At 49.3% G+C, this 23,543-nt stretch carries 15 protein-coding genes and 2 tRNA genes; 4 read left to right on the top strand and 13 right to left on the bottom strand.

Annotation, left to right across the window (positions count from 1 at the left end):
* Positions 1-68: 68 nt before the first annotated feature.
* Together DW743_RS11060 and DW743_RS11055 are read left to right on the top strand one after the other, a co-directional pair.
* The gene (locus tag DW743_RS11060) at positions 69-1,811 is read left to right on the top strand and encodes an Rqc2 family fibronectin-binding protein (protein WP_117761560.1); all 1,743 of its coding nucleotides are present in this window, start codon (positions 69-71) and stop codon (positions 1,809-1,811) included.
* A gap of 215 nt (positions 1,812-2,026) precedes the next feature.
* Positions 2,027-4,495, top strand: a complete 2,469-nt coding sequence (locus DW743_RS11055) for a cation-translocating P-type ATPase (RefSeq protein ID WP_117761561.1) — start codon at positions 2,027-2,029, stop codon at positions 4,493-4,495.
* Positions 4,496-4,585: 90 nt separating this feature from the next.
* On the opposite strand, the gene DW743_RS11050 is transcribed toward DW743_RS11055, so the two are convergent.
* From DW743_RS11050 to DW743_RS11040, 3 genes are all read right to left on the bottom strand, one after another.
* The gene (locus DW743_RS11050; protein WP_117761562.1) at positions 4,586-5,149 is read right to left on the bottom strand and encodes a TIGR01440 family protein; all 564 of its coding nucleotides are present in this window, start codon (positions 5,147-5,149) and stop codon (positions 4,586-4,588) included.
* 94 nt (positions 5,150-5,243) lie between these two features.
* Complete coding sequence (gene leuS / locus DW743_RS11045; protein WP_117761563.1) at positions 5,244-7,649, bottom strand: leucine--tRNA ligase; 2,406 nt, start codon at positions 7,647-7,649, stop codon at positions 5,244-5,246.
* 232 nt (positions 7,650-7,881) lie between these two features.
* The gene (locus tag DW743_RS11040; RefSeq protein ID WP_022461417.1) at positions 7,882-9,972 is read right to left on the bottom strand and encodes an elongation factor G; all 2,091 of its coding nucleotides are present in this window, start codon (positions 9,970-9,972) and stop codon (positions 7,882-7,884) included.
* A 398-nt stretch (positions 9,973-10,370) separates the two neighbouring features.
* Between DW743_RS11040 and DW743_RS11035 the strand changes: the two genes are divergently transcribed.
* Together DW743_RS11035 and aroA are read left to right on the top strand one after the other, a co-directional pair.
* Positions 10,371-11,483: a prephenate dehydrogenase gene (locus DW743_RS11035; RefSeq protein ID WP_117761564.1), complete on the top strand. Its 1,113-nt coding sequence runs from the start codon at positions 10,371-10,373 to the stop codon at positions 11,481-11,483.
* A gap of 34 nt (positions 11,484-11,517) precedes the next feature.
* The gene (gene aroA, locus DW743_RS11030; protein WP_117761565.1) at positions 11,518-12,801 is read left to right on the top strand and encodes a 3-phosphoshikimate 1-carboxyvinyltransferase; all 1,284 of its coding nucleotides are present in this window, start codon (positions 11,518-11,520) and stop codon (positions 12,799-12,801) included.
* A 62-nt stretch (positions 12,802-12,863) separates the two neighbouring features.
* Here the strand turns inward: aroA and DW743_RS11025 are convergent, their stop codons facing one another.
* The 10 genes from DW743_RS11025 to DW743_RS10980 all read right to left on the bottom strand — a co-directional run bounded on the left by DW743_RS11025 (position 12,864) and on the right by DW743_RS10980 (position 23,537).
* Complete coding sequence (locus tag DW743_RS11025) at positions 12,864-13,775, bottom strand: phosphatidylserine decarboxylase (RefSeq protein ID WP_243004576.1); 912 nt, start codon at positions 13,773-13,775, stop codon at positions 12,864-12,866.
* The gene (locus tag DW743_RS11020) at positions 13,772-14,407 is read right to left on the bottom strand and encodes a CDP-alcohol phosphatidyltransferase family protein (RefSeq protein ID WP_117510194.1); all 636 of its coding nucleotides are present in this window, start codon (positions 14,405-14,407) and stop codon (positions 13,772-13,774) included. Before DW743_RS11020 ends, DW743_RS11025 begins: the two co-directional genes overlap by 4 nt.
* On the bottom strand, positions 14,391-15,452 hold the full coding sequence (locus tag DW743_RS11015) for a lysylphosphatidylglycerol synthase transmembrane domain-containing protein (protein ID WP_117761566.1): 1,062 nt from the start codon (positions 15,450-15,452) through the stop codon (positions 14,391-14,393). The genes DW743_RS11020 and DW743_RS11015 overlap by 17 nt, the downstream gene beginning before the upstream one ends.
* Entirely contained in the window at positions 15,442-16,116 is a 675-nt protein-coding gene (locus tag DW743_RS11010) for a phosphatase PAP2 family protein (RefSeq protein ID WP_022461411.1), read from the bottom strand. Before DW743_RS11010 ends, DW743_RS11015 begins: the two co-directional genes overlap by 11 nt.
* 228 nt (positions 16,117-16,344) lie before the next feature.
* Entirely contained in the window at positions 16,345-17,370 is a 1,026-nt protein-coding gene (gene queA / locus DW743_RS11005; RefSeq protein ID WP_022461410.1) for a tRNA preQ1(34) S-adenosylmethionine ribosyltransferase-isomerase QueA, read from the bottom strand.
* Between the two features lie 145 nt (positions 17,371-17,515).
* Entirely contained in the window at positions 17,516-21,457 is a 3,942-nt protein-coding gene (locus tag DW743_RS11000) for an AAA family ATPase (protein ID WP_117761568.1), read from the bottom strand.
* Positions 21,454-22,587, bottom strand: coding sequence for an exonuclease SbcCD subunit D (locus tag DW743_RS10995; protein ID WP_117761598.1), 1,134 nt, complete (start codon positions 22,585-22,587; stop codon positions 21,454-21,456). Before DW743_RS10995 ends, DW743_RS11000 begins: the two co-directional genes overlap by 4 nt.
* A 114-nt stretch (positions 22,588-22,701) precedes the next feature.
* Positions 22,702-22,775, bottom strand: a tRNA-Met gene (locus tag DW743_RS10990).
* A gap of 20 nt (positions 22,776-22,795) precedes the next feature.
* Positions 22,796-22,868 (bottom strand) — tRNA-Val (locus tag DW743_RS10985).
* A gap of 177 nt (positions 22,869-23,045) precedes the next feature.
* On the bottom strand, positions 23,046-23,537 hold the full coding sequence (locus DW743_RS10980; RefSeq protein ID WP_158568564.1) for a LytTR family DNA-binding domain-containing protein: 492 nt from the start codon (positions 23,535-23,537) through the stop codon (positions 23,046-23,048).
* Positions 23,538-23,543 lie beyond the last annotated feature (6 nt).

Genomic DNA, 23,543 nt, shown 5'->3' with positions numbered 1-23,543 from the left:
CCTAGTCAAATCTTTTTTTCTGTATTATAATGAAAATACTAGAATTTCAAACAAAGGAGATATTTTCTATGGCTTTTGATGGAATTACCATTGCAAATATTGCACAGGAACTGAATCAGACCATCGTCGGCGGAAAGATCAACAAGATCGCACAGCCGGAAAACGACGAGCTGATGATTACAATAAAAAACAACCGTACCGTTTACCGTCTTCTCCTCTCGGCAAGTGCTTCGCTTCCGCTGATCTACCTGACGGACAACAATAAGCCCGGCCCGATGACCGCACCGAATTTCTGTATGCTGCTCCGCAAACACATCGGCAGCGCCCGCATTCTCTCCGTTACCCAGCCGGGACTCGAGCGTATTCTTATTTTTGAGCTCGAGCATTTGAACGAACTCGGCGATATCTGCCGCAAGAAGCTGATTGTGGAGATCATGGGAAAACACAGCAACCTGATCTTCTGTCAGGAGGACAATACGATCCTTGACAGTATCAAACATATTTCCGCCAACATGAGTTCTGTCCGTGAGGTTCTTCCGGGCCGCACCTGGTTCATTCCGCACACGCAGGATAAGAAAGATCCGCTCACGATCACAGAAGAAGAATTTTTCGATTTCGTCTGCACGAAACCGATGGCTGCCGCAAAGGCAATCTACACTTCCCTTACCGGCTTCAGCCCGCTGATGGCGGAGGAAGTCTGCTGCCGCGCCGGCATCGACGGCGGATTTGCGGTCAATGCACTCGAAGAAAATGCGAAGCTTCATCTGTTCCGCACCTTCTCTTATCTGATTGAGGATATCAAAAACGGCGCATTTACGCCGAACATCGTATACCAGGGCGATGAGCCGAAAGAATTTTCCGCACTGAAACTGACGCAGTATCAGGATTTGCGGGAGGAAACATACGATTCGATCTCCGGTGTACTGGAAACATACTATGCCATGAAAAACCGCATCACCCGCATCCGTCAGAAATCTTCCGATCTGCGCCGTGTCGTCAATACCGCACTCGAACGGAATGTCAAAAAATACGACCTGCAGCAGAAACAGTTAAAAGACACCGACAAGCGGGAAAAATACCGGATTTACGGTGAGCTTTTAAATACGTACGGCTACAGCTGCCAGCCGGGCGATACTTCGCTGAACGCCGTCAATTACTATAACGGCGAGGAAATCACGATTCCACTCGACGGAACGCTCTCTGCCGGCGAAAATGCAAAAAAATACTTCGACCGCTACGGAAAGCTGAAGCGGACCCGTGAGGCACTCGAGGAACTTCTTGTCGAGACGAAAGAGGAAATCGACCATCTCGAATCCATCAGCACGGCGCTTGATATTGCGCTCGATGAGGCGGATCTGGTGCAGTTAAAAGAAGAGCTGATCGAGTACGGCTACATCCGCCGCAAGGGACCGACAGGGAAAAAGCAGAAAATCACCTCCCATCCGTTCCACTACCGCTCTTCCGAGGGCTTTGACATTTATGTCGGCAAGAACAACTTCCAGAACGAGGAACTTTCGTTTAAATTCGCCTCCGGCAACGACTGGTGGTTCCACGCGAAAGGCCAGCCGGGCAGCCATGTCATCGTAAAGACGAACGGTAAAGAGCTGCCGGATTCCGTCTACGAAGAGGCCGCTGCTCTCGCCGCCTATTACTCGAAAGGCAGACAGGCACCGAAGGTGGAAATCGACTACACCTTAAAGAAAAACCTGCGCAAACCAAACGGAAGCAAACCGGGCTTCGTTGTTTATTACACCAATTACTCCATGATGGCGGAGCCGAACATCCGCAATCTTCAGGAAGTACAGGACTAAATTCAGAATACAAAAGACTTTTCGCACATTCCTATCTGTTCCTCTTTGCGAAAAGTCTTTTTTTCGTAAAATTTAATACTTCCTTCATTTCTTTTTCGATGCTCTATGGTATACTTCTTAGTATGGAAAAAGATTCCAGACGTGATCTTTTTCAAACAAACCACAGTGAGGCTGTCTCTTCTTTATCAGGACGGCCGGAGAGGAATATAACTGTTATGAACAAAACAATTCCCGAAATCATTCACCGCCGTGTTCCAACGACGCGTTATGAGGCAGACCCTTCCGAAGGCCTTTCCGCCGAGCAGGTTGCCGAGTACCGCGAGAACGGCTGGACCAACCGTGCGGTGGAACCTCCGTCCAAGACAACGGCCGAGATCGTAAAGAGCAATGTCTGTACGTATTTCAACCTGATTTTTCTGATTATTGCCATCTTTCTGATCCTTGCCGGTTCGTTCCGGGATCTTACGTTTCTGCCGGTCATCATCGCGAACACGCTGATCGGTATTGTACAGGAGATCAAGGCGAAAAAGACGCTGGAAAAGCTGTCTGTTTTAAACGCGCCGAAGGCTACTGCGATCCGTGACGGGGCTGAGGTAACACTCGCCGCGGAAGATCTCGTACTCGATGATATTGTTGTATTTACCGCAGGAAAACAGATCTGCGCTGATGCCGTCGTGCTTGAAGGTGAGGTACAGGTCAACGAATCGCTGCTTACCGGTGAATCCGATGAGATTACCAAGCGCCCGGGCGACGAGCTGATGTCCGGAAGTTTTATCGTCTCCGGAAGCTGCAAGAGCCGTCTGACCCAGGTCGGTGAAGATTCCTACATTTCCCGTCTGACCCTCGAGGCAAAGGCCATGAAAGAGGGCGAACAGTCCGAGATGATCCGCTCCCTCAACAAGCTGGTAAAGGTTGTCGGCATTCTGATCATTCCGATCGGTCTTCTGCTCTTCGGCCAGCAGTTTTTCGTCTCCCACGAAACGTTCCGTGAGAGCATTACCTCGATGGTGGCCGCCGTGCTCGGCATGATCCCAGAAGGTCTTTACCTGCTTGCAAGCGTTGCCCTTGCCGTCAGCGTTATGCGGCTGGCTTCGCAGAAGGTTCTCGTGCATGATATGAAATGTATCGAGACGCTGGCTCGCGTCAACGTGCTCTGTGTCGATAAGACGGGAACCATCACCGAGACAAATATGAAAGTACATGATCTGATTCTGGTCGGCTCCAGTTCAGTCCCTGATACAGAATCCGGCAAAAATGCTCCCGCACTGCAGAAAGAAGAGCTTTCCCTTGCGGTCGGTGATTTCGCATCTGCCATGTCAAACGACAACATTACTATGGCGGCACTGAAAGAATATTTTAAAGACAACAACGGCAAAACTGCCGTTTCGATGACTTCGTTCTCCTCGGAATTCAAGTATTCCAGTGTGACATTTTCGGATGTCTCCTACGTGCTCGGTGCCCCGGAGTTCGTTCTCCGCGATGATTTTGCACGCTATCAGAGTGAAATTGAAGCGTATACCTCAAAGGGATTCCGTCTCCTCGTCTTCGGCACATCCGAAACTGTACCGGATGGAAAAGCACTCTCCGGCCGTGTCACGCCGCTTGGCTACGTGCTTCTCTCCAATCCGATCCGAAAAGAAGCACCGGAAACGTTCCGCTACTTCGAAGATCAGGGTGTCCATGTCAAGGTCATCTCCGGTGATACTCCGGTAACGGTATCTGAGGTTGCCCGCCAGGCAGGGATTGCACACGCAGAGGATTATATTGATGCTTCCACTCTAAAGACACCGGAAGAGCTCGAAGAAGCAATCCTGAAATACACCGTGTTCGGCCGTGTCACACCAGACCAAAAACGCCAGTTTGTCCAGGCTTTAAAGAAAAACGGCAAGACCGTTGCGATGACCGGCGATGGTGTCAACGATGTGCTCGCATTAAAGGATGCCGACTGCTCCGTTGCGATGGCATCCGGAAGTGACGCTGCCGCACAGGCTGCACAGCTCGTTCTGCTGGACAACGACTTTTCGAAGATGCCTTCTGTCGTACTGGAAGGCCGCCGCGTTGTCAACAACCTGCAGCGCTCGGGAACGCTGTTCCTGGTAAAGAACATTTTCTCGTTCCTGCTGTCCATCTTCTCACTGATCTCGATGGTGACGTATCCGCTGGAGCCGTCCCAGATCTCGCTGATCAGTATGTTTACGATCGGTATTCCAGGCTTCCTGCTCTCGCTGATGCCGAACAAAAACCGGATCGCGGGCCACTTTATCACGAACATTCTGACACGGGCCCTGCCTGCGGCGCTGACCGACTTTTTGATGGTCGCAACACTCGTCGTCTTCGGCCAGGAATTTGCGGTCGGCTCGGAAGATATTTCGACCGCTTCCACCGTACTGCTCGCCATTGTCGGTTTTATGATTCTCTACCGGATCAGCAAGCCGCTCAACTGGATGCGCTGGACGATCCTGATCGGCTCGATTATTGCCTTCATTTTCTGCAGTACCTATCTGAACCAACTGTTCGCCATTTCTGATATGTCCAGAAAATGTATCATGCTGCTGGTCGTATTCTCTGTCGCAACAGAGCCGGTTCTGCGATATTTGAGCATCCTCGTGGATTCCATTTCCTCTTTTTACCGGAAGCAGAAAATTTTCTTCCTGCGAAAACGGGAAGCGAGAAAAGCGAAATAAAACGTAAAACCAACCATCAAAAATGCCGTACAGCGTTGGAAATTTTTCCTCCGCCTGTACGGCATTTTTTGATTTACAAATCACAGTTTCTTACTTTCTCATCTCCGGATCTTCCGCGTAATGCGTCCGCTCGCCGCCGATGTATTTCGGTCTTGTCCGCGCGCAGACAACGTGCGCATCTCCGATCGTTTTCTGCGATACCCGGACCGGAACGGCTACTGCCTTCAGCTGCATGCCGATCAGCACATCACCGATATCAATACCTGCATGCGCCTGCACACGCTCTACGGTGACAGCGTCCTCCAATCCATAGTATGCCGCCATCGCAAACGATCCGCCGCCATGCAGCCACGGTACCGCGCAGACCGGCTCGTAACCGTATTTTTCTGCCGCCGCACGCTCCAGAACAACCGCGCGGTTCAGATGCTCACAGCACTGCGCCGCCAGATACAGCCCATGCTCCTTCGTACACGCATACAGCGCCTCAAACACCGCCTGCCCGATCTCCTGGCTGGAATCCGTTCCAAGCTTACTGTTGTGAATTTCACTCGAAGAACATCCCACTACCAGAGTCTGTCCCGGTTTCATCTGCGCCGTCGTAATCAGCTCCTCTGCGACGGCACGCGCTTCCTGTCTGATTGTTTTAAGATCCATTTTGTATCCCTCCTTGCTAAACAGCAATATTTATGCAAAAGGAGACTGACTCTTTTTCCAAGAATCAGCCTCCTTTCTTCAGCTTACATAATTATTATTTCTGAACGATATTCACAATTCTTCCCGGTACGTAAATTTCTTTTACGATGTTTCCGGTCAGTTTGTCTGCAACTGCCTCTTTTGCAGCGGCGATTGCGGTCTCTTTATCTGCATCTTTGGCGATTTTGATCGTTCCGCGCATTTTACCGTTGATCTGAACAGCGATCTCGGCTACTGCCTCTACCGTCTTCTCCTCGTCAAACTCCGGCCATGCGGTCTGATACAGACGGCCTTCGTATCCAAGGTCTGCCCACAGTTCCTCGGTCATATGCGGTGCAACCGGATTCAGCAGGATCAGAAGGGTTTCGAACTCTTTTCTCGTTACTTTTCCGGCTTTGTAGAACTCGTTGACCAGGGTCATCATGGCTGCGATCGCTGTGTTGTATTTCAGGGACTCATAGTCGCTGGATACTTTCTTGATGGTCTGGTGCATTTTGGACTCCAGCTCTTTGGAGTAGGAATCTCCGTCTACCAGGCTGTCCTGCAGTTTCCATACACGCTCGAGGAAACGACGGCATCCTTTTACGCCTTCCTGAGACCAGGATGCACTTAAGTCGAAGGCACCGATGAACATCTCGTACGTACGCAGGGTATCTGCACCGAACTCAGCTACGATATCATCCGGGTTGACAACGTTTCCACGGGATTTACTCATCTTCTCGCCGTTCTCGCCGAGGATCATTCCGTGGGAAGTACGTTTCTGATACGGTTCCGGGCAGGTAACTACGCCCTGATCGTACAGGAATTTATGCCAGAAACGGGAATACAGAAGGTGAAGGGTGGTGTGCTCCATTCCTCCGTTGTACCAGTCAACCGGCAGCCAGTATTTCATAGCTTCTTTGCTTGCCAGAGCCTCTTTGTTCTTCGGATCGGTATAGCGGATGTAATACCAGGAAGAACCAGCCCACTGCGGCATGGTATCGGTCTCACGTTTTGCAGGTCCTCCGCAGCACGGGCAGGTGGTGTTGACCCAGTCTGTCATGGCAGCCAGCGGAGACTCGCCGTTATCGGTCGGCATGTAGCTCTCTACATCCGGCAGCTCCAGCGGAAGGGATTCTTCCGGAACCGGAACGTAACCGCATTTGTCGCAGTGTACGATCGGAATCGGCTCACCCCAGTAACGCTGACGGGAGAATACCCAGTCACGCAGCTTATAGTTTGTTTTTGCTTTTCCAACGTGGTTCTCTTCGAGCCACTCAAGAATTTTCTTTTTTGCTTCCGCAACGGAAAGTCCGTTCAGGAAACCGGAGTTGACAAGAGTTCCCTCTGCAACGTCGGTGTAAACTTCGTTCTGTACGTCGCCGCCTGCAACAACCTCGATGATCGGCATGTTGAATTTCTTTGCGAACTCCCAGTCACGCTCATCGTGTGCCGGTACTGCCATGATGGCGCCGGTGCCGTAGCTCATCAGTACATAATCGGAAATCCAGATCGGGATCTCTTTTCCATTAACCGGGTTGACTGCGGAAAGTCCGTCGATCATGACACCGGTCTTGTCTTTTGCAAGCTCGGAACGCTCGAAATCGGATTTTCTGGCTGCCATCTCACGGTATGCGCAGACCTCATCCCAGTTCTTGATCTCATCTTTGTACTGGTCGATGTACGGATGCTCCGGGGAGAGTACCATGTACGTAACACCGAACAGGGTATCCGGGCGTGTGGTATAGATAGTCAGCTTCTCCGGTTTATCTTTCAGGGAGAAATCAACCTCTGCTCCGTGGGAACGTCCGATCCAGTTTTTCTGGGAAGTTTTGACACGCTCAATATAGTCAACGCCGTCCAGACCGTCGATCAGCTTGTCTGCATACTCGGTGATCTTCAGCATCCACTCGCTCTTTACTTTGCGGACAACCGGGCTTCCGCAGCGCTCGCACACGCCGTTTACAACTTCCTCGTTTGCAAGACCTACCTTACAGGAAGTACACCAGTTGATCGGCATTTCTTTTTTATATGCCAGTCCGGCTTTGAAAAGTTTCAGGAAAATCCACTGGGTCCAGTGATAGTATTCCGGATCCGTCGTGTTGATCTCTCTGTCCCAGTCGAAGGAATATCCAAGAGACTGAAGCTGGTCTTTGAAGTGATGTACGTTGTTTTTGGTAACGATCTTCGGATGAATGTGGTTTTTGATCGCATAGTTCTCCGTTGGAAGACCAAATGCATCCCAGCCCATCGGATACAGAACGTTGTAACCCTGCATTCTGCGCTTTCTGGCTACAATGTCCAGTGCGGTGTACGGACGCGGATGACCTACGTGAAGTCCCTGTCCTGACGGATACGGGAACTCAACGAGTGCATAGTATTTTGGTTTTGTATAATCATCTGTGGCGGCAAAGGCTTTCTCGTCCTGCCAGATCTTCTGCCACTTTTTCTCAATGTTCTGTGGCTCATATCTTTTACTCATAGGTAACCTCCTGCATGTTCAAGTTCAAAGTTCTTTTTTCTCACACTGCCGCATAGGACAGCATGCACATTTGAACATATAGCTGTATTCTATCACTCTTTCCCTGTTTTTACAATTTATTTTTTCCTATATCCTCCGTTTTTCTTCAAAAACCGCAGAAAAATCCGGTTTCCGGGCAATTCTGCTCCCGAAACCGGATTTTCTCTGTTTTATCACACTATTTTATAAAGCTTTATTCTTCTGCTTTTTCAACCTTCGAAGCTCTTGCTTCAATCTCTTTTGCCTGGATATCGGACGGAGCCTGCTCATATCTCGCAAACTCATAGGAGAAATCACCGCTTCCGCCTGTCATGGAGCGGAGTGTTGTGCCGTATCCGTAGATCTCAAGTTCCGGAACATCAGCCTCGATAATCGTATGGCCCTTGTGATCCGGGTTCATGCCGAGCACACGGCCGCGGCGTTTGTTGAGATCGCCCATGATATCGCCGGTGTATTTATCGTCTACAGTGATCTTCATCGAAACGATCGGCTCAAGGAGAACCGGGGATGCTTCCATAAAGCCTTTCTTGAACGCCTGGATCGCTGCGGTCTTGAATGCCATCTCGGAGGAGTCTACCGGATGATAAGAACCATCATACAGAACGGCTTTGACGCCGACTACCGGATAAGCAGCCAGAGGGCCTTTCTGTACGGCTTCCTGGATACCTTTTTCAACAGCCGGGAAATAGTTCTTCGGAACGGCGCCGCCGACAACTTCCTGCTCGAAAACGTATGGTTTTTCGAGATCTCCGGAAGCGGAGAAGCGCATTTTTACATGACCGTACTGGCCGTGGCCGCCGGACTGTTTTTTGTATTTTGCTTCTACATCCGAATTTTTGCGGATCGTCTCGCGGAAGGCTACCTTCGGACGGGACAGCTCTACTTCTACTTTGTAGCGCTCCAGCAGCTTGCTAACGATAATATCGATGTGCTGGTCGCCCATGCCGTACAGCAATGTCTGATGGTTTGCAGAATCATTGACTGCCTTCATAGTCAGGTCTTCCTGCATCATCTTGGCAAAGGCCTGGGAGATCTTATCTACATCGGCTTTGTTCTTCGGTTTATATCGTTTTGCGGTGTACGGAGTCGAAACATCCGGTTTTCCGTAGCGGACCTGATTGTTCTTTGTCGCAAGGGAATCGCCTGTTCTTGCATCGCCGAGTTTTGCGATGGCACCGATATCTCCTGCATGAAGCTCCGGTACTTCAATCGGCTTGGAGCCTTCGAGCACGTACAGCTTGCTCAGTTTTTCTTCGGATTCCTGATCTACATTATAGAGCACATCATCGCTTTTAATAACGCCGGAGCAAACCTTAATCATTGAATATTTTCCAAGGAACGGATCCACGATCGTCTTGAAAATGGTCGCGCTCTTCGGTTTCGCGAAGTCGTAATTTGCCTCGAAAATTTCGTTCGTATTGAGATTGATGCCGGCACACGGACGGGTGGACGGATCCGGGAAGTATCCGCAGATATCATCCAGAAGGTTCGATACGCCCTGCAGATTGACCGGGGAGCCCATGCATACCGGAACGATGGTGCCGTCTCCTACGTTCATGGCAAGCGCTGCGGAAATCTCTGCTACCGAGAACTCTTCTCCGCCAAAGTAGCGGTCCATAAACTCTTCACTTGTTTCTGCCACGGATTCCATCAGGGTTTCACGGTACTTCTCCAGATATTCTACGGAGTAATCCGGAATCGGGCATTCTTCTTTTTTATCTTTTTCGATATATCTGCGGCCTTTGTTCTTTACAATATTGATATATCCTACAAATTTACCGTTTTCACGCAGAGGCATATGAAGCGGTGCGATTCGTTTTCCGTACAGTTCGGTGAGCTGCTCAACGACTTCTCGGTAGCTGACATCGTCCTGATCCATTTCCGTTACGAAGATCATACGCGGAAGATTGTATTTCTCGCAGAGTTCCCATGCTTTCTGGGTTCCGACCTGCACGCCGGCCTTTCCGGATACCACGATTACAGCGGCATCTGCTGCGGAAGCGGCTTCCTGTGCTTCTCCTACGAAATCAAACATTCCAGGAGTATCCAGAACATTGATCTTATTTTTTCCCCATACGACCGGGACAAGCGTTGTGGAAATAGAGCATTTGCGCTTGATTTCTTCTTTGTCAAAATCGCTGACGGTATTTCCGTCTGTCACTTTTCCGAGACGGTTTGTCATACCGGAAAGATAAGCCATAGCTTCGGTCAGACTTGTCTTTCCGGAGCCGCTGTGCCCCAGCAGCACCACATTTCTGATTCGGTCAGTTCTAAAAACGTCCATATGTAATACCTCCCATGTAAGTAAATTTGCAGATTGCAAGGCCGCTCTTATTCGCCTTTCTGCTTTTTATCAAGATTCACGTCTTCCGTTCCTCTTATCATAGTCACTATTCTACTAAAGTTTTTGCTTTTTTGCAAGTATATTATTCATATTTCACAATATATTTCTGAATTTTTAAATTTTGTATGTATTTTAGCTGGTTATTCTGCCCTTCTTCCGCTTTTCTATCTGGCTTTTCTGTGGAATCTGCCGGATTTTGCAAAACAAGCAAAATTGCTGCCTTTCAAAAATGCTTTGTCGCTTTAAAGCAAGAAATCTTTGACATTTGATTTCAGATGCTTTACAATGTCTTTTATACGATTTACCTACGAAAATTGTCAGAAAGGACTACTTGAATTATGTGTGATACATCCGAAAAAATCTGTATCGGCTTTATCGGCCTTGGCCTCATCGGCGGCTCCATTGCAAAAACCCTCAGAAAGGTTCACCCGGAGTATAAACTGATGGCCTACTGCCGCACCAAAGCGACGATCGAAGAGGCAATTCAGGAAGGCGTGATTGATATCGCGCTGGAAGAACGGGACGACCGCTTTGCCGACTGTGACTATATCTTCTTATGTGCTCCTGTCAGCACCAACATCTCCTATCTTCCGTTCGTAAAAGGCATCGCAAAACCGGGCTGTATCATCACAGACGTCGGAAGTGTAAAAGGAGAAATCCATCAGGCGGTTGAGACCCTCGGCATGACGCACCAGTTTATCGGCGGCCATCCGATGGCAGGCTCCGAAAAGACGGGATATTCCAGCGCCACCGATTACCTGCTGGAAAATGCTTACTATATGATTACACCCGGACCAGATGTTGAGATCGCGACAGTTTCCGCTTTCGTTGATCTTGTCCAGTCCTTAAAGGCGATCCCGATGGTTTTAACATACGAAGAGCACGACTACATCACCGCAGGTGTCAGTCATCTGCCGCATATCGTTGCCGCTACCCTGGTCAATGCACTCGCATCCCTGGACACACCGGAAGAGCAGATGAAAACCGTTGCTGCAGGCGGCTTCAAGGACATCACCCGCATCGCTTCCTCCTCCCCGGAGGTATGGCAGCAGATCTGTCTCTCAAACCAGAAGCAGCTCTCGAATGTGCTGGATTCCTATATCCGCCTTCTCGTCCAGGCAAAGTATCTGGTCGATAACAAAAAGGGGCACGAGCTCTACAATATGTTTGAAAATTCCCGCGAATACCGGAATTCCATGGAAGATTCTTCCTATGGACCGACAAAGAAAGAATACGTCGTTTACTGCGACCTGCTCGATGAAGCCGGCGGAATCGCAGCCGTTACAACAATTCTTGCCATCAACCAGATCAGTATTAAAAATATCGGCATTACGCATAACCGCGAGTTCGAAGAGGGTGCTCTCCGCATTGAATTTTATGAAGAGCAGGCAGGCATTCTTGCCCGGAAGGTCTTAAAAGACCATGGCTATACCATTCATATCCGCAATTAAAAGCGCGTATATCTTGACAGGAGGAAGTTACGTTATGCAGTTCCAGAAAGCAGTACGTCCTCTGCGCGGAGAAATCTCCGTGCCGGGCGATAAATCCATTTCCCACCGCGCCGTCATGTTCGGTGCCATTTCAGAGGGAACCACAGAAGTCACAAACTTTTTACAGGGTGCCGACTGTCTCTCCACCATCTCCTGCTTCCGCAGTATGGGCATTGAGATCGAGAACACGCCGGAGCGCATCCTCGTTCATGGAAAAGGCCTGCACGGGCTTTCGGCTCCGTCCGCCGTTCTCGACTGCGGAAACAGCGGAACAACGACACGCCTGATCTCCGGCATTCTTTCCGGCCAGAACTTTTCCAGTACACTGACCGGTGACACCTCCATTCAGAAACGGCCGATGGGACGCATCATCAATCCGCTGACCCAGATGGGCGCTTCCATCCGCAGTATTCTGGAAAACGGCTGTGCGCCGCTTGCGATCAACGGCCATCCGCTCCACGCCATCTCCTATCTTTCGCCGGTCGCATCCGCACAGGTCAAATCGTGTGTCCTGCTTGCCGGACTGTATGCTGACGGAAAAACAAGCGTTACCGAACCGGCTCTTTCCAGAAACCATACGGAGCTGATGCTGAAATTCTTCGGCGCCGACGTTGCCTCCGAAGGGCTGACCGCATCGGTTCTGCCGGACCCGGATCTCCATGGAAATCTCGTCCGTGTGCCGGGAGATATTTCCTCCGCCGCCTACTTCATCGCCGCCGCGCTGATAGTTCCAGGCTCTGAGGTGCTCCTGAAAAATGTCGGCATCAACCCGACCCGCGACGGTATACTCCGCGTCTGCCGCGCCATGGGTGCTGACATCACACTTCTGAATGAGCAGAACTCCGGCGGAGAACCGGTTGCAGACCTTCTCGTGCGCTATACGCCGTCTCTTTCCGGCACCGTCATCGAGGGCGAACTGATCCCGACCCTGATCGATGAAATCCCGATCATCGCGGTTCTTGCCGCCACAGCGAACGGTACAACCGTGATCCGGAATGCGGAGGAGCTGAAAGTCAAAGAATCGAACCGTCTTGATATCATGGTAAACGAACTCACCGCGATGGGTGTTTCCTTGGAAGGCACGGACGACGGCATGATCATTGAGGGCGGAAAACCATTCCACGGCGCCCAAATCGACAGCCGCCTCGACCACCGCATTGCGATGTCGTTTGCAATCGCTTCGCTTGCCGCAGAGACACCGACGGAAATCCTGCGCGCCGGCTGTGTGGATATCTCGTATCCGACATTCTACCAGGATCTGGCACGGCTGCAGGCATAAAAAACGTTTAAACAAAAAATGGATTGTGAAGATCATTTCCTCACAATCCATTTTTTTTGCTTTTACCCTGTTCTTCCGGCCGTCCCAACCGTTTCTCCCTGCCGTACCCGTGTTTCGATTCCAAGCCGCGAATAATTCCAGATCCGTTTTTCCGGCACTGCGCTTCCCTTCTGTGCCAGAACGATCACTGTCGAACCACCGAAGGCAAAATAGCCTTTCTCTTCGCCGCGCTGTACACGTCTCGCCGCTCCGGCATTTTCATTGACAATCTTTCCGACCATCATCGCGCCGACCTCCATCTGCAGCAGTGTGCCGAAATTTGCGGACTGCAGCAGCGTGTAGGTTCTCGTATTTTCTTTATAGATCGGGCAAAAATCATTCGCCGCCGGATTGACCGTGTGGAGCACACCCTCAATCCGCCGTTCCGTCGAACAGACGCCGTCATCCACAAAGAGATACCGGTGATAATCGTCCACGGAAAGCCGAAACAGAAATAACGTTCCGCCCTCATACCGTTTTGCCAGCTTCTGGTCGCGCAGAAGCTGTTCCAGCGTATATTCTGTGTTCTTGATCTCAAACTTCCCGTTCTCATGAATCGGATAAACCGTAAGCCGCGCATCACACGGGCTGATAAAATCCTGCGGCGCATTGGAAAACGGACGTGCATCCATTTTCAGCTTCCGCACAAAGAAATCATTGAACGAGATAAACTGCTTTGCGGTACATTCCTTCAGTGAAATATGATTTTTCTTTACAAACGGTGCAACCAGCGGCACCGATAAGCGGCTGTCCAGAAAGCAGCCTGCCGCACGAGATACAAATGACTGAACCAGCGGCTGCATCGCGGCTCTTCCGGCGGCATGGCTGTACATCATGTGTAGAAAACGGTCCTGCAGATCATTTTCCTCGCGGATCAGATCAAGCTTTGGATAATTTTTCCCCTGTTTTCGGTAAGGATAAGCGCAGAGTCTCAAACCGTTCTTCCTCCCTTCCAGATCAGAAGTCCGCGGAGCACAGCCACTCCAACGACCGCTACCAGCACAGCAAGCTCTTTATTCGTCGGCTTGCGGAAGCGGAAATCCGTGATAAACAGAACGCCGACCGCCAGCACCAGCAGATGCAGCCAGATCAGAAAGTATCCGCGGCAGAGCGGTGCAAAGACGAACAGCAGCGGCAGGGCTACTGACATCGAGGTAATCGGCAGTCCCTGGTAATATTTCCGGTTCTCCGAAGTTTCATTCTGACGCTTCTCTTCCATCACGTTAAAATATCCCAGACGGATCACGCCCGCAAGACCGTAGAAAATAAGAATCGGAATGCTGTAAAAATGTGTCATGCCAAGCTCATAGCAGAGCACGATCGGAAAGACGCCGAAACAGACCACATCGCAGAGCGAATCGATCTGAATGCCGAACCGCTTTTCATCTTCGGTCCTGTTTTTCTTCGTCCGCGCAATTTTTCCATCGAACATATCGCACAGTCCGGAAAAAGCAAGACAAAAAATCGCCCAGTTAAAGTGTCCCCGCGTTGCAAGAAAAATGCCGCTGATGGACGATGCAAAGCTGATATATGTTAATATTACGGTATAATCATAGAACCCTATCATATGTAGTTCCCCCTCTTTTTTCTCTTTTCGTATTCCCGATCGTAAGCTGTGCGACGATGGTAAAGACTGCACTCACCAGCAGCTCCCCGTAGTAGCCGAGCCCTCTGGAAAGCACCATTGCCGGAAGAAGCAGCGTGCTTCCAAAGACCGGCGGGAAAATTTTTAGAAACAGTGTCTCGCTGATTCCCATTCCTCCCGGAAGCGGCAGCATGTCAACCGATACGGAAATGACCGCCTGCAGCAGCACAATGGTGATAAAGGAAATGCCTGATAAATGGAAGGCGCGGTATACAAACCATGTTGCTGCAAACAAAGCAAACCTCTGTGCAAAGGTAATCGCAAGGACATTGACCAGCACCATTTTGTGGGTGCCAAGATACGCTGCCGTATTCTGGTAGACTTCCATGGAAGCTTCCAGTTTTTTCAGGCGGCTTTCTTTTCGTTTCATCAAATGCAGTTTTTCCACGATTTTCAGTCCCAAAACCAGAATTGTCCGCGCAAGCGCCGGATGAAAAACCAGAATAAGCATGGCTGTGACACAGAAGACATTCAGACCGATTCCCAGATAGAAAACCGGAAGGATTTCCGTCAGATACCGGTGCAGGAAGCCCTGTCCGAACAGAACAAGCCCAAGTCCCACCACGACCAGCACCGCTTTGTAGGTGATCGTGACGATCATCAGAATCACCGTTGATACCGGAAGAGATATTTTCTCCTTTTTCATATAGTAGAGCTGCATCGGCTGGCCGCCGCTTGCGGACGGTGTGATACAGCTGAAAAAGAATCCGACGGAAGAAAACAGAAAACATGTCCGCTTCTTCACCGGAATCTGGAAGGAATGCATCATGTACCAGATGATGATCGATTCTCCCCAGATAAAAAACACGACACAGAACAGTCCCGGCAACAGCCACCGCACATCTGCCCGCCGCATTGCTTCCATCATTGCGCCAAGGTCTTCGCCGTGGAAAACACCGTATATCGTCAACGCAAAAATCACAACGAGAAAAACGGTATTCACGATCATTTTTTTCTTACTCTGCACGGCGTTTCCACCTCCTTCGTTCCAATATCATGCCATACCATGCACCAAGATGCGTGCGTCCCGCGATCTGCCACGTCACTTCTGCCAGAAGCGCTCCGCCAATCACATCTGCAATCACATGCTGCTTTGTTGTCAGCGTAGAGACAAACACGGCAAGTGCCGCCCAGAAAGAGAACCGCTGATACCAGCGCGGAATCTCCCGTCTTCCACGGACTGCGATATAGCAGAACCAGCTGTTCAGGCAGTGAATCGATGGGAACAAATTGTCCGCCGCATCCATCTGGTAGAGCAAGGCAAGCATCTGATTCCAGAATCCCTGTTCCGGGATCGACGGCCTTACGTTCGTTGTCGGCAGCAGCAGATAAAATGCCATACAGACAAGCCGCGCCAGAACATCTGCTGCAAAGAACCGCCAGACAAATTCTTTCTCTCTGCTTGCGGCAATCAGATAATTTACAATCCAGACCAGATAACAGCCAAAATAAATCACGATCGTCCACGGGATCACCGGGATCTGCTGGTCCAGCACCGTTTCTATATTGTAATGTTTCCACGAACTGGTAAACGGCCGCGTTCCAAAATAAGCGATAAAATTCGCTGTCAGCGTCAGAATTAGCGGCAGGATACCATAGTATGGAAACTTTCTTCTCTCGTCTCTCTTCAAAATCCGTCCTCCCTTGTCTCAAACACGTATCAGTATACGCAAAAACATTCCCTGACACAACCCAGTTCCGCTCGTTTTCAGAAACCTTAATAAAATCTTCTGTTTTTCGGCAGGGAAAAAGAAAGATTTAGAAGATTCGCAGAGAAAAAAACGACCATATAGGGCTTCACGGGTGTTCCTATATGGTCGTTTTCTTTCAGCATCGTATTTTTGTCATAAACGAATTTTTTATTCAATCATCATGGCATCGCCGAAGGAGAAAAAGCGGTATTTTTCTCTTACAGCCTCTTCATAAGCTGCCATAATATGCTCTTTTCCAGCCAGTGCCGATACCAGCATCACCAGTGTGGACTCCGGCAGATGGAAATTGGTGATCAGTCCGTCGATCATCTTGAAGCGGTAACCCGGATAGATAAAGATCTCGGTCCAGCCGCTTCCGGCTTTTAAAATGCCGTCCTCGCCGGTTGCCGACTCCAGAGTACGGCAGCTCGTTGTTCCGACTGCGATCACACGGCCGCCTGCTGCTTTCGTATCGTTGATCAGTTTTGCCTGATCTTCTTCTACCACATAGAACTCAGAGTGCATGTGATGCTGGGTGACATCCTCCACTTTCACCGGACGGAAGGTGCCAAGGCCGACATGCAGGGTTACATGGGCGATCTTTACACCGGCATCCTGTACCTGCTGCAGAAGCTCTTTTGTAAAGTGCAGTCCTGCGGTCGGAGCGGCTGCGCTTCCCTCGTGTTTCGCGTATACCGTCTGGTAGCGGTTCTTGTCCTGCAGTTTGTGTGTGATATACGGCGGCAGCGGCATTTCACCAAGCTGATCCAGAATTTCTTCAAAAATGCCTTCATAGTGGAACTGGATCAGGCGGTTTCCTTCATCCACGATATCGACTACTTCGCCTGTCAGAATTCCGTCTCCAAAGGATATTACGGTTCCGACCTTGCATTTTTTGCCCGGTTTTACCAGCGTTTCCCAGATGTCATTTTCTTTTCTCTTTAAAAGAAGAATCTCAATTGCCGCATCCGTTCCGACCTTGGAACCATAAAGACGCGCCGGAATTACCTTCGTATCATTGATAACCAGACAGTCGCCTGGTTTCAGATACTGCAGAATATCACGGAAATGACCATGCTTATATTCACCTGTCGTTTTATCCAGATGCATCAGGCGGGAAGCGCTGCGGTCTTCCAATGGATCCTGTGCAATCAGTTCTTTTGGCAGATCATAATAAAAATCTGATGTTTTCATTTGTTTCCTCCATTCTATGGCAGCCGGCATGATTCGCCGGATTTGCTCTGTTCATTCAACTTTTTTTGCCCAACGGATCCATTATAGCATTTTCCGTACTTTCTGACAAGGAATTCTCTCGAATCCCAATCATCTCCTGTGTGGTCTACTCGATCACTGCCCGGCTTCCTACACCATCCCGGCTTCGATTTTTCGTCACAATGATTTTTTTCTCAATCCGCTCTTTTAACTTGGGCACATGAGAAATAATTCCGACCAGACAGTTTCCATCCGCCAGACCTTCCAGTGCTTTCACCGCCTGATTCAGGGACTCTTCATCGAGAGAACCAAAACCTTCGTCCACAAACATGGAATCTAACCGGATTCCTCCTGCATACGACTGAATTTCATCTGACAGGCCAAGTGCCAGCGAAAGCGATGCCTGAAACGATTCGCCGCCGGAGAGCGTGCGGACACTCCGCTCCGTTCCGTTATAATGGTCAATCACATTCAGTTCCAATCCGGCTTTTTCTTTCTTATTCGTGCCGTCTTCCTGCCGTTTCAGCTCATACTGTCCCTGGCTCATCGTCAGGAAACGCACATTGGCTTTTCGCAGAATCCGGTCAAAATACGCCATCTGCACATACGTTTCCAGTTCAATCTTTTGCTTTCCGCTCACATTTCCACATGCGGTATCCGCAAGCGCATTGACCCATTTGTACTCTTCTTCCACGGTCTGCATCTGACTTTGCTGATTCCGAATGGCATCATATGTGTTCTGATTCGTATTTGCCGCGTGATACTGCTCGTTATAACGCTGATCCAGAACCTGTTTCTGTTCGGAAAGTCCCCTTAAATCTTCCTGTAATTCTATTTCTGACGGGAGCGGCTGTTCCTGTGAATCCGCTGTTTCTAACGCCTGAATCGCCGTAAGCGCCGCCTGTACTTCCGTCAGTTTTTTCTGTATGGCATCCAGTTCCTCTTTTGCTGTTTTCTGTGCTTCTTCCAGCCGTTCTTTCTGTGCTTCCCAGGCTGCAATATGTTCCAGAAGTTCTGTTTCTTCTTTTCCCGCAAGCTGCGCCTCTTTTTCCCGGATCTTTTCCAGCAGTGCTTTTCTTTCAGCCTTTTGTTCCGTTTCCCGCAGCTCTTTTTTGCGAATTTCCTGTTCTCTTTGCTCCGTTTTCTGTGTTTCTTCCTGGATTTCCTGTCGGATCTTTTTCAGTTCCTCCTGTTCTGCAAGAATACATTGTTTCTGTTCTGTCAGTTCTTTTCGCTTTTGTTTCAGCCAGTGCTGTTCCCATACAGACCGAATCCACAGTTCTCTTTCCGCATCTGCAAGTTTTTCTGCGATTTCCGATCCCGTAAATTCATTTATCTGTTTTTTCACCGTTTCTGCACTTACCAGATCCTTCAGCTGCTCCTTCCCATCTCCAGGCCTGCCTTCGGATTTCGCTCCTGTTTTCTGCTGATCCTGTTCTGCCCAGATCGCTCTCTGCTCTTCCAGATTTTCCAGCAGTTTCTCTTCTTGTTCCTTCCATCTCTTCCGATCGCTTTGCAGTACTTCAAGACGGCTCCGCACCTTCTGCAGCCGCTCATGATCCTCTTTCCGCTCAGCTTCCGCTTTTTTCTGCCGTGCGATACATTCTGCACGGCGGCTCACCTTTGCCCGCGTGGCAGCAATCTCTCCCTCACACTGTTTCTGTCTGTTTTTCCGGAAGGAAATCACCTGGGCAATCTGATCAGCCAGGGAGTTTCTGTCCTCGCTCTCCCCCGGACCCTTTCTTTGCGCAGGATTCTTTTTCTCCATAAAAGCAGTCGTTTTTTGCGCCTCCGCAATTTCTTTTTCCAACTGTTCTTCCAGTGCTCTTTTGGTTCCTTCTGCCCGGCCAAGCTGTGTCTGTTCCGCTGCAATGGTCTTTTTTATGCTTTCCAGTCTTTTCTGCCGTTCTGTCTGTCTTTTTTCCAGTTCCGCATATTCCATCTGACGTACTTTCTGTGTTTCTTCTTCCTTCCGAAGCTGCTCTGCCTTCTCGACCGCTTCCTGTTGAAATAAAACATCCGGCATCTGTGAAAGTCGCTTCTGTTCGTGTTCTTTCTGACTCTCGGGCAGTTCTCTTAACAGCCATTCCGTTAGCTGTGCACGTTTTTCCTTTACCTGTCTGCGGCAGCTGCCCGCAGCCTCGCTTTGTCCCGCAGCCGCTTCCTCCTGCATCCGAAGTTCTTCTTTCTTGTGATCCAGCGTTTCTTTATCTGGCGTATGTTCTGCTCGTCTGGCAGGCTGCGGATGATGAATAGCGCCGCAGACCGGGCATGGTTCTCCCTCTGTCAGTTTTTCTGCCAGAATTCCCGCCTGTGCATCCAGAAATAAAGATTCCATCGCCTGATATGTTTCCCGTAAAGCATCTCTCTTTTTGATTTCACGCTGGTATGCACCTTGCTTTTCTTCCAGTTCTTTGCGTCCCTGCTCCCAGCTTTCCAGCAGATTTTCCAGCGTTTCCAGCTTCTGGTGGTATTTTTCCTGCAGCAGCGCGGCTCCGTCTCTTTCGGCCAGATATTCTGCCGTTGTCGCGATATCCGCCTGTAAGTTCTCTTCTTCCTTTCGCAGTTGTGTCACCTGCGCGGCAATCTGCGTCCTTTCAGCCGTCGTTCTCTCCAGCTGTTTTTTCGTTTCTTCTAAAGTGTGGATTTTCTGTTCCAGATTTTTCTTTTCATCCAGCAGTTTTTCGCAGACCTGATCCTGCCCGGCCAGCCTTTCTGCCTCTTCGGCTGCCCTGGCCGCTGTCTCCTCTGTTTCTTTTATTTTTTTACAAAGAACGCTTTCCTCTTCTTTGTTTGCCGTTTCCTCTTTGACTGCGCCTGCAATTGTCTCGCAGTATGCTTCCATCTGCTGTATCTGCTCTGCGGCATACGCTTCTTTTTGTTCCGTCCGTGCAAGTTTCACCTCCGCATCAGAGAGACGTTCTTCCCGTGCTTTCTTCTGTTCCAGGACTTTTTTTGCACGCTCCTGCTCTGTCTGAAGCTGTTCTTTTGCTTCTGTTGCTGCCTGCAGTTCCTTTTGCAGCTGTGTCATTGCACTTTGCTCCTGCTGCACTTTTCGCAGCAGTTCCAGACACACTTTTTCTTCCCGAATCTGCTCTTCCAACTGCTTACAAATCTCCGCCTCTTTCTCTGCCTGCTCACTTCTCTTTTTCTTTTCTTCTTCCTTCGGAAGCAGAGTCTCCCATTCTTTTTCTTTCTGCTCTTTCTCTTTTTGTCTCGTCTGTCGCTCTTTTATTTTTCCCAAAAGCTGGTTTTTCTTTTCGATCTCTTCATTTAGCGTACTCTGCTCGTCTTGCAGCGCCTTTAATTTCTCATCGTCCCATTCGATGCAGCGTGCAAGCAGTTCCATACCGCGCATAACCTGGCCGTCGAATTTATTTTTCTTCAGCCGGTCAAACTCTTTTTTCCATTCTGCCTCTTCCGGGCAGACAACATTGTCCAGATACTGGCTGATGCTGCGTTTCTTTTCATCGTATATTTTCCAGCGCTCCTTTGCTGCTTCCCGCAGGCGCTTCTGCAGCTCCTGATAAATCTCTGTGTGAAACATTTTCCGGAAAATTTCACTCCGATCCGCTGTTCCTGTCAGCAGAAGCTTCTGGAAATCTCCCTGCGCAATCATCGCAATCTGTCGGAACTGACGCTGATCCAGCCCGAGAAGTTCTGTCACTTTCTTTGTCACTTCCGAAGTTTTCGTAACCGGCTGCCGCTCATCCGGAAAAATCAGTTCTGCATTCGCTTTCTCCATCGTCATGCCCTGTCCGCGGTCCTTCGGGCGCAGATATTCCGGGTTTCTCTTTACCGTATAGTCCTTTCCCTGATACGTAAACGTAAGCTCTACGAAGGTACGCACCTCCGGTTTTGCATACTTACTGCGGAACATTTCGCCTTTCCGGATTTCACCGCTCGCTTCCCCGTAAAGCGCAAACGTGATGGCATCAAAAATCGTTGTTTTTCCAGCGCCGGTGTCCCCCGTAATCAGATACAGACCGCCGCCCAGCCGATCAAAATCAAGTTCCATCCGGTCCGCATACGGTCCGAATGCACTGATGACTAATTTCTTTGGTTTCATCCCTTCATCCCCCGTAACAATTCTTCCACCAGCGCTTCCTGCTGTGCGGTCATGCTCTGATTATTCTGTAATTCATAAAATTCCCGGAACAGTTCCAGTTCTGATTTTTCCTCCACTCGTTCCGCCGTGCCAATGTCTGCAGCAGACCGGGTTCTTTTGTTATCGTACTCCAGGCGCATCAGGTTCGGATAGATCGTTCGGAGTTTTGCCATTCCATCCGGCACATCTTCTTCATCCGTCAACGTCACCAGAAGGTAATCCTCGCAGTCGCTGTTCTCATAAAATCTTTTTGCCGTGACTTCCAGATACGTCCCCTGGATTTTCCTGAGATCGTGCAAGGGCTTTAATGGAATTGTTCTAAGCTCCACCGTTCCTTTTTCTTTTAATTTGATCACCGTAATCGTTTTTTCCTGTCCTGCTTCCGAAAAAGAATATTTCAGCGGCGAACCGCAATAGCGAACCGTGTCTCTTTCCACCTTCTGTGGGCTGTGGATGTGCCCCAGTGCAGCATAATCAAACTTTTCAAACAATTCTGCCGGAATCTGATCCAAGTCGCCAACCTGCAGTTCTTCTGCATCACATCGTTTTGCCCCGGTTACGAACTGGTGGGCCAGAATCACATTTCGATCCTGTTCATCAACCAAATCCTGTTCCAGTGCAATCCGAACTGCATCCGCTGTACACATTACTTCTTCCGCACGCTCCGGCAGGGCATGACGCACCACCGCAGGCCGTAAAAACGGAAGCAGATGAATCCACACCGTGCCATACGCATCCTGCAGCGGAATTTTCTCTATCGTTCCATTGTATACCTTTGAAAAATAGATCCCGCTTTTTCCCATCAGGCTGGATCCAAATGCCAGACGCTCGGCGGAATCATGGTTTCCACTGATAATAAAAGTGGGAATCCGATTGGTGGAAAGCTCTGTCAGAAACGCGTCAAAAACCTGAACCGCTTCTGCACTTGGAATCGTACTGTCGTAAATATCTCCGGAAAGCAGTACACCATCTGGTCTCTCTCTTTTTGCAGTATGCAGAATCTGCGACAAAATGTACTTCTGATCCTCGATCATCGAAAATTCATTGACTCGCTTTCCGATGTGGAGATCGGATAAGTGGAATAATTTCATAAGCGCCTCCCTGTCATTTTCCATGGTATTGTAATCTGCAGGGCCCGCCACTGGCAGCCCCCTCCGAACGTAAAACAACAAAAGCCCCTGCTTTCGCAGGAGCTCTCTCTTTCGTAGCGAGAGGGGGATTCGAACCCTCGACACCGCGGGTATGAACCGCGTGCTCTAGCCAACTGAGCTATCTCGCCATACTATATTTTTAGAAGTATGGGGCCTACAGGGCTCGAACCTGTGACCCTCTGCTTGTAAGGCAGATGCTCTCCCAGCTGAGCTAAGACCCCATATCTGTTTTCTAGCAGTTCTTACGTCCTGCTGACAATATGTATATTAGCACGCTTTGTTCTGTTTGTCAACGATATTTTTTGAAATTTTTCAAATTTTTTCTTTTGTTTCTACAATACCAGCGATTTCATGTCCTTCCGGCATACGCTGTCTTTAACTATCCAAAGTTATTTTTTCTATGCATCTTTCCGTTTTCTCATCTCTTCCAGTTTCTGGTTCATGCTTTCCGCCACCATATGGTCATTTACATATACGATCAGATTCACCGTAACATAAACTCCAATAATCAAAACCTCCATCAGCACATACAAACGCCCATTTAATGCGGTATGAACCGAAACAATACGATCCGCATTTACAATCGTTGTCTTTGATGCACGCTTCATACATTTTCTTGTTATTTTCTCTTCCAGCTGATACAGTCTGCTTTTAATTTCATAAAACTTATTTGACGTATAAGCAAACACCTTGTTTTGCACTGCCTCGAAATATAAAATATCTTCTGTTCTTATGGAAACACATTCTTTCTTTTCTGTGTATCCCCGGATAGATTCCCCTTTGCTTCTTACATACTCTTTTATTTCTGCAAATTCTTTCGTAAAATTTACATATTCGAGTATAACGCCCTCTTTTTCCGGGTCATCGATCTCTCTTTCTGTAATATTCATAACTGT

Origin of the sequence: Blautia sp. AM28-27, assembly GCF_003480905.1 — a bacterium.
GTDB classification, from domain to species: Bacteria; Bacillota; Clostridia; order Lachnospirales; family Lachnospiraceae; genus Fusicatenibacter; species Fusicatenibacter saccharivorans.
The sequence above is the reverse complement of the archived record's forward strand: the minus strand, read 5'-3'. Positions and strand labels throughout refer to the sequence as shown.